The organism is Streptomyces xanthophaeus (assembly GCF_030440515.1).
In the GTDB taxonomy this organism is placed as follows: domain Bacteria; phylum Actinomycetota; class Actinomycetes; order Streptomycetales; family Streptomycetaceae; genus Streptomyces; species Streptomyces kutzneri.
Window position 1 is genome coordinate 4,254,991 of sequence record NZ_CP076543.1, and the last position, 13,388, is coordinate 4,268,378.

Below are 13,388 nucleotides of genomic sequence, written 5' to 3' on the forward strand. Positions count from 1 at the left end.
CTGTTCATCCTTCGAGCAGCCGCTGCCCCACGTACTCGCCGCTGCGGGGGCCGGGCGGAACCGCGTACAGCCCGCTGGACTCGTGCCGGATGAACGCCGACAGCGCGTCGCCGCGGTCGAGCTTGCGCTGTACGGGTACGAATCCGCGCAGCGGATCGGCCTGCCAGCAGACGAACAGCAGTCCCGCGTCGGGAGCGCCGTCCGGGCCGATCCCGTCGTGGAAGGAGAAGGGCCGCCGCAGCATGGCGGCCCCGCCGTTCTGTTCGGGGGCGGAGATCCTGGCGTGGGCGTTGGACGGGATGACGGGCTTCCCGTCGGCGCCGAGCTTGTCGAGCGCCATCTCGGTGGTCTCGCCGCCGCCGGTCAGCGGGGCGCCGGTGGCCTTCGTGCGGCCGATGACCTGCTCCTGCTGGGCGAGGGACTGCTTGTCCCAGTCGTCGAGGAGCATGCGGATGCGCCGGACGACGGCGTACGAGCCCCCGGCCATCCAGGCGTGCTCGGCGGGCCCGGGGCCCGCGCCGGGAACGAAGATCCGCTTGTCGAAGTCGGGCTCCGAGGGCTTCGGGTTGCCGGTGCCGTCGACCTGGCCCATCAGGTTGCGGGCGGTCATTGGGGTGCGGGTGGCGCCGGGGGACCGGTTGAAGCCGTTCATCTGCCAGCGGACGCGGGCGGCCTCCCCGGCGTCCTTCTGCAGGGCACGCAGGGCATGGAAGGCGACGAGACCGTCGTCGGCGCCGATCTGGACCCACAGGTCGCCGTTGCTGCGCTGGGCGTCCAGCCGGTCCGAGGAGAAGTCCGGCAGCGGGTCGAGGGCGGCGGGACGGCGGGCGGTGAGGCCGGTCCGCTCGAAGAAGGAGTGGCCGAAGCCGAAGGTGACGGTGAGGGAGGACGGACCGGCGTCCAGGGCGATCCCGCTGTCGGAGGCCGAGGCCGGCTCGCCCGCCATCAGCCGCCGGGCGGTGTCGGACCAGCGCCGCAGCAGCGCGGCGGCCTCCGTACGGCCCGCCCCGGGAGTGAGGTCGAAGGCGACCAGGTGTCCCTTGGCCTGCAGCGGGGTGGTGATGCCGGCCTGGTGGTCTCCGTGGAAGGCCACCTGGGTGGCGCCCAGGGAGGCCGGACCGCCGGTCGCGCCGGGGGCGGATCCGCTGCCGGAGTCCTCCAGTGCGGAGTGCGCCAGGGCGCCGCCTGTCGCTCCGAGGGCGATTCCGACGGCGCCTGCGGCGCCGACGGTACCCAGCAGCCTGCGCCGGGAGATCTCGATGTCGGGGTTGCTCTCGGTCACGCTGGTCAGCCGATCTTCACGGTCTTCTGGACGGTGGTCTGGTCGATGTCGGAGGTACGGACGATCACGTCGATACGCCATTCACCGGCGAGCGGCAGCTGGACACCGGATGCGGTCCAGTGTCCGGGGGCCGCCTGCTCGGGGACGAGCGGCAGGGGGCCGATGCCCTTGGCGGGAAGGGTGAAGGCGACCTTGATCTCGGGAAGGTCCAAGGGGGTGCCGTCGGCGGAGTCGGACCAGAGGTGCAGGGTGTTCGCGCCGACCCGTCCCGGGTCGAGTTCGAGCCGGACGGAGCCCTTTCCGTTCGGACCGCCGGTGTCGAAGGGCAGGGTGATCTTGACGGCCCGGTCGGGAACGGCGGTGGCGGTGGAGCCGCGGCCCGTCTCCTGTTCCACGGTCCGCCCGGGCTCGGTGCTGGTGAGCACGGTGGTGACGGCGAGCAGGATCACGGCGATGGCAGCTTCGGCGAGGACGGAGCGGCGCAGGCCGGAGCGGTCCGGGTCGGCGTCCCGCACCCGCTTCTCCAGCGCGCTCTCGCGTGCGGCTCGCTGCCGGGCGAGCTGGGCGGCGCGCTCCGGGTCCGCAGGGACGGGCACGGACTCTGTTTCACGTGAAACACCGGAGCCTTCCGAGCCGGCGCCGGAGGCCGTTTCACGTGAAACATCGTCCGAGGTCCGCGCGGCGGCGGCGATGGCGGTCCTGGCGTCCGCGGCGTCCGCCGGGGCGTCGGCGAGCCGCGCCGTCCACCGTCGGGACACGAAGGCGATGCCGAGGAGGACGGCGACCAGGCCGACCTTCAGGAGCAGCAGCTGCCCGTACTCGGTGCCGGTGAGGGCGGACCAGCTGCCGAGCTGGCGCCAGGACTGGTAGACGCCGGTGACGGCGAGCACCAGGACACTGACGAAGGCGACGCGGGAGAAGCGCCGGACGGCCGCGCGCTCGATCCCGGGGACCTTGTGGAGGGCGACGAGCAGCGCGGCGAGACCACCGAGCCACGTGGCGACGGCCATCAGGTGCAGGATGTCGGCGGGCATGGCGATACCGGGCTGGATCCCTGTGGAGGCGTGCTCGGAAAGGGCCCAGGTGGCGGCGATACCGCCGGATACGACGGCGCCGCCGATGGCCAGCCCGAAGGTGAGATCGCTGGTGTCGTCCGGTCCCTCGGCTCCCTCGGCCTCGTCGGACCCGTCGGCCTGGTCGGCCCCGTCGTTCTCCCTCTCGGCCCGGTCGGCCTCCTCGGGTCCGGGGCCCGCCACGCGGCGTGCGTAGACGCCGAAGAGGACCGCGACGAACAGGGCGGCCGCGCCCAGCAGGAGCAGCCTGGAAACGAGCGAGGCCCCGGTCTTGGTCTGTAGGACGGCTCGGAGCCCGTCGAGATCGAAGACATCGGAGAAGTTGCCGGACCCCGTATAGGGGGTCCGCAGCACCAGCATGGCGAGGGTGGCGGCGGTCAGGGTGACCCAGGCGCGCACGACGAGCTTCTGGAGCGGCCGTTCGGCGGCGCCCCTGCGCCAGCACAACAGGATGAAGGCGGCGCCGCCCACGAGGACGGTGAACCCGGCGTAGGCGGCGTAGCGGGCGATCCCGTACGCGATCCCGACGGGCCCGCCGCCCGCCTGCGCGGTGGGCAGGGTGACATCGGTGGCCGAGGGCGCGCCGATGGAGAAGGTGAAGGCACCGGAGATCGGGTGGCTGTCGGCCGAGACGGCCTGCCAGGCGACGGTGTAGGTGCCGTCCGGCAGCCCGGTGTGCAGCGCGGTGCCGTAGCGGACGGTGTTCCCGCTGCACATGTCGCGCAGTTCGCCGGTGTCCACGCGTCTGCCCTGGGGGTCGAGCACGCGGATGGAGTCGTCGCCCAGGGCGACCTGCTCCGAGAAGGAGAGCGTGACCTGGGCGGGCGCCGTGGCGACCACCGCCCCGTCCTTGGGGTCGCTCGCGGTGAGTGCGGCGTGCGCCGTGGCCGGTGAGGCCGCGGTGAACAGGGTCGCCAGCAGAGCTGCGAGGACCAGCGCGAGCCGCGGCAGGACTGCCGTGGCACGGGCGCGGGCCGCGGATGGGGCGGGGGCGGTGGCCGTCATGGCGTGTCAGCTCCTCGGTGCGTCAGTGGGCGTTGCCGGACGGGTTGTACGTCCGGTCCTTCACGTCCAGCTCGACCTTGACCGGAGCGGCCTTCTCGAAGCGGAGCTCGACGGTGACCTTGTCGCCGACCTTGGGAGTGCTCTTGAGCCCCATGAACATGATGTGGTTGCCGCCGCGCTCCAGCCGGAGCTCGCCGTTCGCCGGCACGTCCATCGACTGGACCTGCTGCATCTTCTGGTCCTTGGTCTCGTGGATCTGGAGATCGTCGGAGAGCGAGGAGGAGACGCCGGTGAGCTTGTCGGCGGTCTCGGAGCCGTTCTTGATGACCATGAACGCGCCGGCCATCTTGTCGTTCACGGGCTGGGGCATGAAGGCGCCGCTGACGGCCATCTTCGGCTCGGCCTCGCCGGAGCAGCCGGATATGGCGAGCACTGCCGTCAGGGAGAGGGCGGCGGCGAGAGTGCGGGTGGTGCGGGCGTTCACGGGTTCTCCCCCTTGATGAGCTTCGGCAGGTCCTTGGTGTAGTCGTCGACGGTGGTGCTCTCGCCGTAGAGGACGTACCCCTCGTCGGTCTTGGGCGAGAACGCGATGACCTGGGCGCCGTGCATGGAGACGGGCTTGCCGTCGGGCCCCGTCGTGGCGGCCTCGATGCCGATGCCGAGCGTGCGTGCGGCGGCCTGGATGGTCGCGAAGTTCCCGGTGAGTCCGATGAAGGACGGGTCCTGCGACTTGAGCCACGCGCCGAGGGACTCGGGAGTGTCCCTCTCGGGGTCGGTGGTGACGAAGACGACCTGGAGGTTGTCCTGGTCGGCCTTGGGGAGTGCCTTCTTGGCGACGGCGATGTTGCTCATCGTCAGCGGGCACACGTCGGGGCAGTTGGTGTAGCCGAAGTAGATGAGGGTGGGCTTGCCCTTGGTCCGCTCACGCAGGTTCCACGGGTTGCCGGTGGTGTCCGTGAGGACGAGCTCCGGCTTGGTGAAGGGGCGGTCCAGGAGGGTCGCGGCCTTGTTGGTGCTCTGACCGCCGGAGATCTGGGTGACTCCGCCGGTCTTGGCGGGCTCACCGTCGCAGGCGGTGAGGGTGAGTGCGGCCGCCGCGAGCAGCGCGGCGACCGTCACACGTGTGGTGCGCATGAGGAAATGTCCCTGGGATCGGGGATGCTACGGACGTTTCGGAACGGCAGCGCCGATGGGCGCGGCAGGTCAGGCGGAGCGGCGGCGCGAGGCGATGCCGAAGGCGACACCGCCGAGTCCGACGACGATGCCCGCGATGCCGAGGACGCGCGCGGTGGTGTCGGAGCCGTGGTCGGCGGCGGCCTTGTCGTGGCCGTGCTCGGCGCCCTTCTCGGCGTTCTTCGGCTCGTCGGCCTTCGCACCGCTGTCGTGGTGGTCGTCGCCCTTGGGAGCGCTCAGCTTCAGGACGGGCGCGGGGTTCTGCGGCTCCGCGGCGCCTTCCTTGGCCTCCTCGATCCAGCGGACGACCTCGCCGTTGTCGTACGTCTGGATGGACTTGAAGACCATCTGGTCGGCGCTCTCGGGCAGCTTGCCCACGGAGAGCGGGAACTGCTGGAACTTCCCGGGCTCGATCTTGCCGCCGGACCAGGTCACCTTGGTGACGGCCTTGGTGATCTGCTTGCCGTGCACGGTGAGCGGCGTGGCGAGGTCGCTCGTCTCGACCTTCACGGTCCAGCCGGGAACGTCCTGCGGCATCACGGAGCTGAGCGGCTGGTCGACCGGGAAGTTGACCTCCAGCTGGGTGGTCGACGCGTTGTCGCGCTCGTTGGGGACCTTGAAGTTGATCGTCGCGTAGCCGCCCTTGGCCGCCTCGCCTGCGGGCTGCACGCCGACGTGCGCGAAGGCAGGGCCGGAGAGGACGAGGACGGAACCGGCGGCGATGGCGGCGGCGAAGGAGACGCGAGAGGTCTTCATGGCAGGAACACTCCACGGAAGCAGTGGTGGCGATGGCTCCGCGCACGGGCGCGCGCGGAGTTCGCGGCACCGGTATCCCGCTCTGTGTCCGGGAAGGAGGGTGCCGCGTCAGGCTGCGAGGGCGAGTGCCACGGGTGGGCCGCGCCGGATCACCGTGTGCTGGAGTGCTTCCCGCCCCGTGCAGAGGGCGGGGTCGGACCCGGTCCGCGGGTCCTGCGGGGTACGGGTGGCCGGGCCCGCGAGCCCGGCGCCGAGGGCGGCTACGAAGGCCAGTGCGGCGCGCAGCGGGCGCATCGGGGCGGCTTCGGCGGAGCGGCGGGACAACTCGACCAGCCGGAAGAGCGCGGCGTCGCCGCGGCCGAGCAGCCAGCCCGCGGCGAGTGCCGCCAGCAGGTGGCCGGCCAGCATGGCCGGGCTGAACAGGCCGGTCGCGGGCGCCTCGGTGACGGCCCGGGCCATGTGCGCGTGCGCGCCGTGCCCCTGCGCCACGGTCTGCCCGGCCTGTGCCGTCTGCCCGGCCAGGGCGGCCGGGTCCAGGCCTGCGGCTTCCAGGATCTGCCGGGCGTCGGCCGGGCTGAGCGGTACGGAGTTACCCCCGCACACCAGCCGCGCGGCGAGCTCGGCGAGCGAGGCGTCGGCGGAGCCGGCCGGTGCCTGCGCGGCCGCGGCGCTGTGCTGGCCGAGGCCGAACATCGCGTGCAGGCCGAGTTGTCCGGCGGCGAGCCCGGCGGCGATGCCGGGCAGCGACCGTCGGCGGCCCGCGAGCGGGGCGGCGACCGAGCAGACGGCGAGGAAGCCGAGACAGAGCGACCACCAGGGCACGGTGGCGCAGGACGCCAGGGCGTGACCGGTCGCGGACAGCACGACACAGACCGCGGTGAACACCGCGGCCCGGATCAGCCGGAGGCCGGCTCCGGCGTGCGTCGCGTGGGGGTCAGACATGGCCGGGCCATCATCGCACTGCGCTCATGCCCTTCATACGGCAGGTCCGGAAGGTCCGCATGAGCCCTCTGTGCGAGGACCGTCCGGGTCCGCCGCGGACAGCCGCATACACCGCTCCCCGGGAGAGTCGCATCGGCCGGACGGGCGTATTGAGGTCTCGGACGGCCGCAGGGCGCTTACGCCCCCTCGCGGGCGGCAATACGTAACCGTATGAGCATCTGGTGGTCTCTCCACTTGAGGCGCGAAGCCGCGAGCGTGCCGCTCGCCAGGCGACTGCTGCTGGGGACGATGGAGACCGCGGGGGTGGACCCGGACATCTCCTTCGATCTCTCGGTGGCGCTGAGCGAGGCGTGTGCCAACGCGGTGGAGCACGGCGGGGGTGGTGAAATCCCGGACGATACCGAGGCGTACCACGTCACGGCCTATCTGGACGGGGATTGCTGCCGCATCGAGGTGACCGATTCCGGTCCGGGGTTCCCGCCCGCGACGGTGGCTCGCCGCAGACCCTCCCTGGCCGAACACGGCCGGGGCCTGCACCTGATCGCCGAACTCGCCGACCACGTCCGCTTCCGCAACCGGCCGGGCCGCGGCGCGGTGGTGAGCTTCGACAAGATGCTGAAGTGGCGCGACGACGCGCTGCTGAAGGTGTCGTAGGCGTAGGCGTAGGCGTAGGCGTAGGCGTAGGCGTAGGCGTAGGCGTAGGCGTAGGCGTAGGCGTAGGCGTAGGCGTAGGCGTAGGCGTAGGCGTGGGCGTCGCGGGTGTCCCGGGAACGCCGATGGGCGGGACCCCGTACAGGAATCCCGCCCACTGATACGCAAGGCGCAGGCGTCAGCCCTTCAGGCGCGCCATCCAGGCCTCGACCTCGGTCGAGGTGCGGGGCAGCCCGGCGGACAGGTTCCGGTTGCCGTCCTCGGTGACGAGGATGTCGTCCTCGATCCGGACGCCGATGCCGCGGTACTCCTCGGGCACGGTCAGGTCGTCGGCCTGGAAGTAGAGGCCCGGTTCCACGGTCAGGCACATGCCCGGCTCCAGCGTGCCGTCGACGTACGCCTCGGTGCGCGCGGCCGCGCAGTCGTGGACGTCCATGCCGAGCATGTGGCCGGTGCCGTGCAGGGTCCAGCGGCGCTGCAGGCCCAGCTCCAGGACCCGCTCGACCGGGCCCTCCAGCAGGCCCCACTCGACGAGCTTCTCGGCCAGCACGTGCTGCGAGGCGTCGTGGAAGTCGCGGAACTTCGCGCCGGGCTTCACCGCGGCGATGCCGGCTTCCTGGGACTCGTAGACCGCGTCGTAGATCTTGCGCTGGATGTCGGTGTACGTGCCGTTGATCGGCAGCGTGCGCGTGACGTCGGCGGTGTAGAGGGAGTGGGTCTCCACACCGGCGTCGAGCAGCAGCAGGTCACCGGAGCGGACGTCGCCGTCGTTGCGGACCCAGTGCAGGGTGCAGGCGTGCGGGCCGGCGGCGCAGATGGAGCCGTAGCCGACGTCGTTGCCCTCGACCCGGGCGCGCAGGAAGAAGGTGCCTTCGATGTAGCGCTCGGACGTGGCCTCGGCCTTGTCCAGGACCTTCACGACGTCCTCGAAGCCGCGGACGGTGGAGTCGACGGCCTTCTGCAGCTCGCCGATCTCGAACGCGTCCTTCACGGCGCGGGCCTCGGAGAGGTAGACGCGCAGTTCCTCGTCGCGCTCCTTGGTCACCTTGTCGGTGAGGGCGGACTCGATCACCGGGTCGTGGCCGCGCACGGCGCGGACCGGGCCCTCGGCCTCGGTGAGGGCCTCGGCGAGCTTGCGGACGTCCTGCGCGGGGATGCCCAGGAGCTGCTCGGCCTCGGTGAGGGAGTGCCGGCGGCCGACCCACAGCTCGCCCTGGCCGGACAGCCAGAACTCGCCGTTCTCCCGGTCGGAGCGCGGCAGCAGGTACACGGTCGCGGTGTGACCGGTCGGGCCGGTGGGCTCCAGGACCAGGACGCCGTTCTCGGTCTGGTCGCCGGTGAGGTAGGCGTACTCGGTCGAGGCCCGGAAGGGGTACTCGGTGTCGTTCGAGCGGGTCTTCAGGCGGCCGGCGGGGATGACGAGGCGCTCGCCCGGGAAGCGCCGGGACAGCGCGTCGCGGCGGGCGAGGGTGTGGGCGGCCTGGGCGATGGGCTCCAGTCCGTGCAGCTCGGTGTCGGCCCAGCCGTTGCGCATGTTCTCCGCGAGTTCGTCGCTGACGCCCGGGTACAGACCGTTCTTGCGCTGCTTGTGCGTCTTCTTGGGCTGCTCTTCTTCCGGGGTCTCCGGGGTGAGCTCGTCAGCCACGTCTTCTCCTCAGCTACGACGGTACGGACCTGGGTGTGGACCGCATCCATCGTATGCGTGTGCGGAGAGAGCGTGTTCCGAATCGTGCCGTCCGTCACGATTCGGAACATGCTCCGGGCCTCATTCGAACCGGGCCGCGAGCAGCACGATGTCCTCGGGGGCGTCGGCCGGCTGCCCGCCGGGCAGTACGGTCCGCAGGATGTGCTCGCACAGGGCCGCCGGGTCCTCGCGGACGCTGCGGGGGACCCCTGCGGCCGCGGCGTGCAGCCGGGCGTAGGCCCGGTCCATCGGGTCGCCCGTGTGGTGCAGCAGCCCGTCGGTGTAGAGAAGCACCGTTTCTCCGGGTGCGGGTTCGATCTCCACGCTCGGCGCCTCCCAGCAGGACAGCATGCCCAGGGGCGCGGAGAGCGAGGTTTCCACGTACTCGGTGCGGTGCTCGCCGATCAGCAGCGGCGGGGTGTGCCCGGCACCGGCCAGAATGATCTTGCTGCCCCGGCCCTCCGCATTCGGCCCCCCGGCGGGTTCGCAGTAGGCGAAGAGCGCGGTGGCGGCGCGGGCGGGTTCGGTGAGGCGCAGCAGCAGCTCCAGGTCGGACAGGACCGCTACGGGGTCCTCGCCCTCCATGACGGCGTAGGCGCGCAGCGATGCGCGCAGCCGCCCCATCGCGGCGACGGCGCTCGGCCCGGATCCGGTGACCGAGCCGACGGCCAGTCCCAGGGCGCCCTCGGGCAGCGGCAGGGCGTCGTACCAGTCGCCCCCGCCGAGCGGCCCCGTGTGGTGGCGGGCCGCGAGCTGCACCCCGGGGATCCGGGGGAGCCGGCTCGGCAGCAGTTCCTCGGAGACGGTCGCCAGGTGCGTGCGGGAGCGTTCCACCTCCAGCATCCGGGCCAGGTGCTCGGCGGCGTGCCGCACGTACAGCCCGGCGAGGTCGCGCTGCCGGTCGCTCGGCTCGGCCTGCTCGTCGTAGAGCCAGACGGCCGCGCCGAGGCGGCCGGTGGCCTCGGCGGTGAGGGGGAGCGAGTAGCTCGCGGCGTAGCCGAGACGGGCGGCGACCTCACGGTGGCGAGGATCGACGGGGGCGGCGAAACCTCCGGCTCCGGGGGGCGCACCTGGTTCGGGGAGGAACTCGGAGCCGCCCTGGGCGTCGGGCAGGCCGTCGAGGATCCGCCCGTAGGAGGTGGCGCTGCGCGGCACGGTCTCGATGTGGCCGAGCTCCGCGTGGCCGAGCCCGAGGCCGATCGTGCTGGTCGGGCCGAGTCCGTCGGAGGGCTCCAGGACGATCAGACCGCGGCGGGCGCCGACGAGCGCGGCTCCGGCGCGCAGGAATTCGCGCAGCGAGGTGTCGAGGTCACTGGCGCGGGCGAGGCGCTCGGTGAGCTCGTGCAGGGTGGTGAGGTCCGAGACCATGCCCGCCAGCCGGTCCTGGATGACACTGCCCGGGCCGCCGGGCGGCGGGGCCGGTGCGGGGGTGGTCCGGACGGGCGCGGGCGCCGCAGTGTGCGGCGACGCTGTTGCTGCTGGATCGATTCCAGCCACTTTCGGCAGATGCGGGGCGCTCATGGCGTCCGCCTTTCCACCTGGTGCGATTCGCCAAATAGCATCGCAAACCCCCAGATCGTGCTGCGCCGCCATCAAGGAATCCACATCTACACGCACACGTGGATGCATGTCCAGCATTGCCCAGGTGGGAATCCTGGTGTCCGTGGGACGGCAACTCACCGTCGAGCCAAGGCTAGAACTTGGCCGGAAAAAGCTGGAAGCAGTCGGTTTTTGCGATCGACTGAGCGGGCTCCGCAGGGGCCTCGGGTACGTACTCGGTGATGTGCGCGGCCAGTTGGCGCCGCCGGGAACCACCCGGCACGGGCCGTCGTCCTTAGCGGCGGCCGCCGGTCTCGGTTGCCGGCGCGGGTCGCGCTCCACCCCCGCGGGACGTTTGATGGACCTGTAAGAAAACTGCACGAACCGTGTGAACCTGCTTCTGGCGGACAGTGACGCGAAACCTGTACGTGTGGTGAGACACCGGTTACATGGTGTGATGTGGCCCTCGGCGTTCAACGGAAAGGAACGAGCGCACATGCGCGAGATCCTCGGAAGGCGTCTCCAGCGGCTCCGCGATCGCTTTCAATCCCTGCGCCCCGACCCGGGACAGAGCGGCAGTACGTCCGCTCTCCTCGACGCGGCGCTCGTCTGCGCCACCACCTGGCAGTGGCCCGTCCTGCCCGGCGTCGGCCGGTCCGGCACCGACAGCAAGCGATGCGCCTGCCCCGACCCCGACTGCGCCGTCCCCGGCGCGCATCCCTTCGACCCCGGACTGCTCGCCGCCACCACCGACCCCCGGATGGTGGCCTGGTGGTGGACCAACCGGCCCGCCGCCCCGGTTCTGATGGCCACCGGTGGGGCCGCCCCGTGCGCGGTGAGCCTGCCGGCCGGTGCGGCCGCCCGCGCCCTCGTACGGCTGGACGCGCAAGGCATGCGGCTCGGTCCGGTCGTGGCAACGCCCACCCGTTGGGCATTGCTGGTGGCGCCCTACTCGCTGGAGCGGCTCGGCGAACTCCTTTACGCGAAGGACCACGTGCCCTCCTCCCTGCGCTTCCACGGTGAGGGCGGCTACCTGTTGCTGCCGCCCTCCGCCGCGTCCAGCGGTGGCCAGGTGCGCTGGGAACGGGAGCCGAGGGCGCAGTCGGCGGCGCAGCAGCCGCGGGCACGGTCCGCACAGGCGCGGCCCCCGCAGGCACGGTCTGGACAGGCGCAGGGGCAGGCGGGAAACCTCTGGCTGCCCGAGATCGAGGCGGTCGTGGACGCGCTGGTCGAGGCCAGCAGCGGTGCGCCCGGCGGTGGCAGCAGGCTCGCGTACTGACCTGCCGGGCTTGCCGGGATCACTCGTACGGGTGTCGGCAGGGCGAGTTTCCAAGGGAATTGGGCGCGGGGATCTCCGTGCCCCATTCCCTCCTCGCTATCTTCGGCGAATGAATCTCCGCCTGATCGGTATCGGCGCCGGTGTGCTGATCATCTTGTCGCTCCCGCTCGCCGGGGCGATCGCCGGTCCGGATTTTGCCGGCCAGGACGACGGAAAGGGCGGCGGCCTGTTGTCGGCGCTCGGGCTTTCGGACTCCTCCCGCACATCCCCCGCGGCGCCCGCGCGCTCGGCGCCGACGGCCGGCCCGCAGCAGCCCGGCCCGGCCGAGCAGCCCCGTACGGATTCCCGCTGCGGGCCCGAACTGTCCTCGCCGCACGGGGTGGAGGCACAGACCTGCGTGCTGGTCGGTGAGGGCCGGACCTGGGGCCGGAGTTACTACCGGAACACAAGTGGTCGCGCGCTGGATGCCGTGCTGACGTTGATGGGTCCGGCCGGGCGCACGGTCCAGATCCGGTGTGCGGTGGGCGCGGGTGACGAACCGGGCCTGTGCGAGACGTCGAAGGAGGCCTCGGCAGGCGATCCGGAGAGTTACTCGGCCGTAGCGGAGTTTGCAGTTCCGGATGATGAAGGGGAACTGCTCTTGAGGTCCGGGAGCAACTCACCGGCACCGGGTGACGGTTGATCGCACCCTGAAAATCAAGGGCCCGGTCGCTGGCGACGGGGGATGCACCAGCGACCGGGCTACAAGAACGGTAACAAGAGATCGCCTGTTCGCAAATTCGATCTCCGATATTCAGACACCGATTTGCAGACGATTAGCGGGAGTTGTGACTCCGGTCACCGTCTCCGCGCGGGCGCTCCGTCAGCTGAGCGTCACCTGGCGGTTGGTGAGTCCGCCGCGTGCCCGGCGCTCCTCCGTGGTCAGCGGGGCGTCCGTGGCCAGAGCCCCGGCCAGCCGCTCCGCGAACTCCGCCGCGGGCTTCTCCACGTCGTCGGCCGTGACCCCGGTGGGCAGGTCCCAGACGGGGACCATCAGACCGTGGGCGCGGAAGGAGCCGACGAGCTTCGTGCCCTCGCCGAGCGAGGACGTGCCGGCCGCGTGCAGCCGCGCAAGGGCGTCGAGCAGCTTCTCCTCGGGGTGCGGCATGACCCAGCGCAGGTGGTTCTTGTCCGGCGTCTCGCACCAGTAGGCGGCGTCCACGCCGGTCAGCTTGACGGTGGGAATGGCGGCCGCGTTGGCGCGCTCCAGCGAGGCGGCGATCTCCGGCGAGGCGTTCTGGGCGCTCTCGGATTCCGGAATCCAGAATTCGAACCCGGTGTGCACAACCGGCTCGAAACCGCCGTCGGCGTCCAGGAGATCCTGAAGTCGGGGACCCTCGGCGGGAACCCGGCGGGCGGCGACCGGCGTACCGGGCTCCGCCACGAGGGCGCGTTCCAGGGTGTCGGCCATGTCGCGGCCGAGGTCCCCGGACGACGAGTCGTTCTGCAGGCCGAGGAGGACGGACCCGTCCTCACGGCGCAGCGCCGGCCACGCCATGGGCAGGACGGTCACCAGCGTGACGGAGGGAACGCCCTCGGGCAGGCCGCCCTTGAGGGACAGCGGGACGGTGGCGGCGGGCACCAGCTCGCGCAGCGCGACCCAGTCGCACTCGCCCGGCAGTCCTTCGAAGGGGCGCCGCACGTGCTCGGTGACGGCGTGCGCCGCGGCTGCGCCGTGGCAGGCCTTGTAGCGGCGGCCGGATCCGCAGGGACAGGGCTCGCGGGCGCCCACGACGGGGATCTCACCGTTGTTGAGCTGCGGCTTTGCAGTCTTGGCTGCGGGGCGCTTCTTGGCCATCGTGCGTGTCTCCCGGTTGCGGCGGTACGGCGTCGTGTCTGGGCGCGAGCCTAGCCGTTCGTACCGCCGGAACCGGTTGGGTGCGGCCGGGAGCACGGTCGGCGTGCGCTCCCGGACGGCCGCCTGTGCGGATGACCGGTACTGCTGTGCTGCTGTCGTGCTGTCGT

At 71.7% G+C, this 13,388-nt stretch carries 12 protein-coding genes; 3 read left to right on the forward strand and 9 right to left on the reverse strand.

Annotation, left to right across the window (positions count from 1 at the left end):
• Window positions 1-4: 4 nt before the first annotated feature.
• The 6 genes from efeB to KO717_RS18760 form a co-directional block, all read right to left on the reverse strand.
• A complete protein-coding gene (gene efeB, locus KO717_RS18735; protein ID WP_437184530.1) occupies window positions 5-1,363 on the reverse strand; it encodes an iron uptake transporter deferrochelatase/peroxidase subunit in 1,359 nt (452 codons plus the stop codon).
• Window positions 1,288-3,360, reverse strand: coding sequence for a copper resistance CopC/CopD family protein (locus tag KO717_RS18740; protein WP_301369152.1), 2,073 nt, complete (start codon window positions 3,358-3,360; stop codon window positions 1,288-1,290). The genes efeB and KO717_RS18740 overlap by 76 nt, the downstream gene beginning before the upstream one ends.
• Before the next feature lie 22 nt (window positions 3,361-3,382).
• Window positions 3,383-3,844 carry a copper chaperone PCu(A)C gene (locus tag KO717_RS18745; protein WP_301369154.1) on the reverse strand — a complete coding sequence of 154 codons (462 nt, stop codon included), beginning with the start codon at window positions 3,842-3,844 and terminating at the stop codon, window positions 3,383-3,385.
• A complete protein-coding gene (locus tag KO717_RS18750) occupies window positions 3,841-4,494 on the reverse strand; it encodes an SCO family protein (RefSeq protein WP_301369156.1) in 654 nt (217 codons plus the stop codon). The genes KO717_RS18745 and KO717_RS18750 overlap by 4 nt, the downstream gene beginning before the upstream one ends.
• Window positions 4,495-4,563: 69 nt before the next feature.
• A complete protein-coding gene (locus KO717_RS18755) occupies window positions 4,564-5,289 on the reverse strand; it encodes a YcnI family copper-binding membrane protein (protein ID WP_301369158.1) in 726 nt (241 codons plus the stop codon).
• Between the two features lie 108 nt (window positions 5,290-5,397).
• Window positions 5,398-6,231 carry a hypothetical protein gene (locus KO717_RS18760; RefSeq protein WP_301369161.1) on the reverse strand — a complete coding sequence of 278 codons (834 nt, stop codon included), beginning with the start codon at window positions 6,229-6,231 and terminating at the stop codon, window positions 5,398-5,400.
• A 210-nt stretch (window positions 6,232-6,441) separates the two neighbouring features.
• Here KO717_RS18760 and KO717_RS18765 point away from each other — a divergent pair, with 210 nt between their 5' ends.
• Window positions 6,442-6,885 (forward strand): ATP-binding protein, encoded by a 444-nt coding sequence (locus KO717_RS18765; protein ID WP_109779343.1) that lies wholly within the window; start codon window positions 6,442-6,444, stop codon window positions 6,883-6,885.
• Window positions 6,886-7,060: 175 nt separating this feature from the next.
• Here KO717_RS18765 and KO717_RS18770 read toward each other — a convergent pair whose 3' ends face one another.
• Together KO717_RS18770 and KO717_RS18775 are read right to left on the reverse strand one after the other, a co-directional pair.
• On the reverse strand, window positions 7,061-8,527 hold the full coding sequence (locus KO717_RS18770) for an aminopeptidase P family protein (RefSeq protein WP_301369162.1): 1,467 nt from the start codon (window positions 8,525-8,527) through the stop codon (window positions 7,061-7,063).
• A 120-nt stretch (window positions 8,528-8,647) separates the two neighbouring features.
• Entirely contained in the window at window positions 8,648-10,204 is a 1,557-nt protein-coding gene (locus KO717_RS18775) for a PP2C family protein-serine/threonine phosphatase (RefSeq protein ID WP_301369164.1), read from the reverse strand.
• 397 nt (window positions 10,205-10,601) lie between these two features.
• On the opposite strand from KO717_RS18775, the gene KO717_RS18780 reads away from it, so the two are divergent.
• Entirely contained in the window at window positions 10,602-11,384 is a 783-nt protein-coding gene (locus KO717_RS18780; RefSeq protein ID WP_301369165.1) for a bifunctional DNA primase/polymerase, read from the forward strand.
• A gap of 109 nt (window positions 11,385-11,493) precedes the next feature.
• Complete coding sequence (locus tag KO717_RS18785; protein WP_301369167.1) at window positions 11,494-12,066, forward strand: hypothetical protein; 573 nt, start codon at window positions 11,494-11,496, stop codon at window positions 12,064-12,066.
• 180 nt (window positions 12,067-12,246) lie between these two features.
• Here the strand turns inward: KO717_RS18785 and KO717_RS18790 are convergent, their stop codons facing one another.
• Window positions 12,247-13,221 carry a DUF5926 family protein gene (locus KO717_RS18790; protein WP_301369169.1) on the reverse strand — a complete coding sequence of 325 codons (975 nt, stop codon included), beginning with the start codon at window positions 13,219-13,221 and terminating at the stop codon, window positions 12,247-12,249.
• Between the last annotated feature and the right edge of the window lie 167 nt (window positions 13,222-13,388).

What these genes read in the sequence shown, in the direction of transcription:
- efeB (WP_437184530.1), bottom strand. Translation starts at nt 1,363, where the DNA reads ATGGCGTATCGACGTGATCGTCCGTACCTCCGACATCGACCAGACCAC.
- KO717_RS18740 (WP_301369152.1), bottom strand. Translation starts at nt 3,360, where the DNA reads ATGACGGCCACCGCCCCCGCCCCATCCGCGGCCCGCGCCCGTGCCACG.
- KO717_RS18750 (WP_301369156.1), bottom strand. Translation starts at nt 4,494, where the DNA reads ATGCGCACCACACGTGTGACGGTCGCCGCGCTGCTCGCGGCGGCCGCA.
- KO717_RS18755 (WP_301369158.1), bottom strand. Translation starts at nt 5,289, where the DNA reads ATGAAGACCTCTCGCGTCTCCTTCGCCGCCGCCATCGCCGCCGGTTCC.
- KO717_RS18760 (WP_301369161.1), bottom strand. Translation starts at nt 6,231, where the DNA reads ATGTCTGACCCCCACGCGACGCACGCCGGAGCCGGCCTCCGGCTGATC.
- KO717_RS18765 (WP_109779343.1), top strand. Translation starts at nt 6,442, where the DNA reads ATGAGCATCTGGTGGTCTCTCCACTTGAGGCGCGAAGCCGCGAGCGTG.
- KO717_RS18775 (WP_301369164.1), bottom strand. Translation starts at nt 10,204, where the DNA reads ATGCTGGACATGCATCCACGTGTGCGTGTAGATGTGGATTCCTTGATG.
- KO717_RS18780 (WP_301369165.1), top strand. Translation starts at nt 10,602, where the DNA reads ATGCGCGAGATCCTCGGAAGGCGTCTCCAGCGGCTCCGCGATCGCTTT.
- KO717_RS18785 (WP_301369167.1), top strand. Translation starts at nt 11,494, where the DNA reads ATGAATCTCCGCCTGATCGGTATCGGCGCCGGTGTGCTGATCATCTTG.
- KO717_RS18790 (WP_301369169.1), bottom strand. Translation starts at nt 13,221, where the DNA reads ATGGCCAAGAAGCGCCCCGCAGCCAAGACTGCAAAGCCGCAGCTCAAC.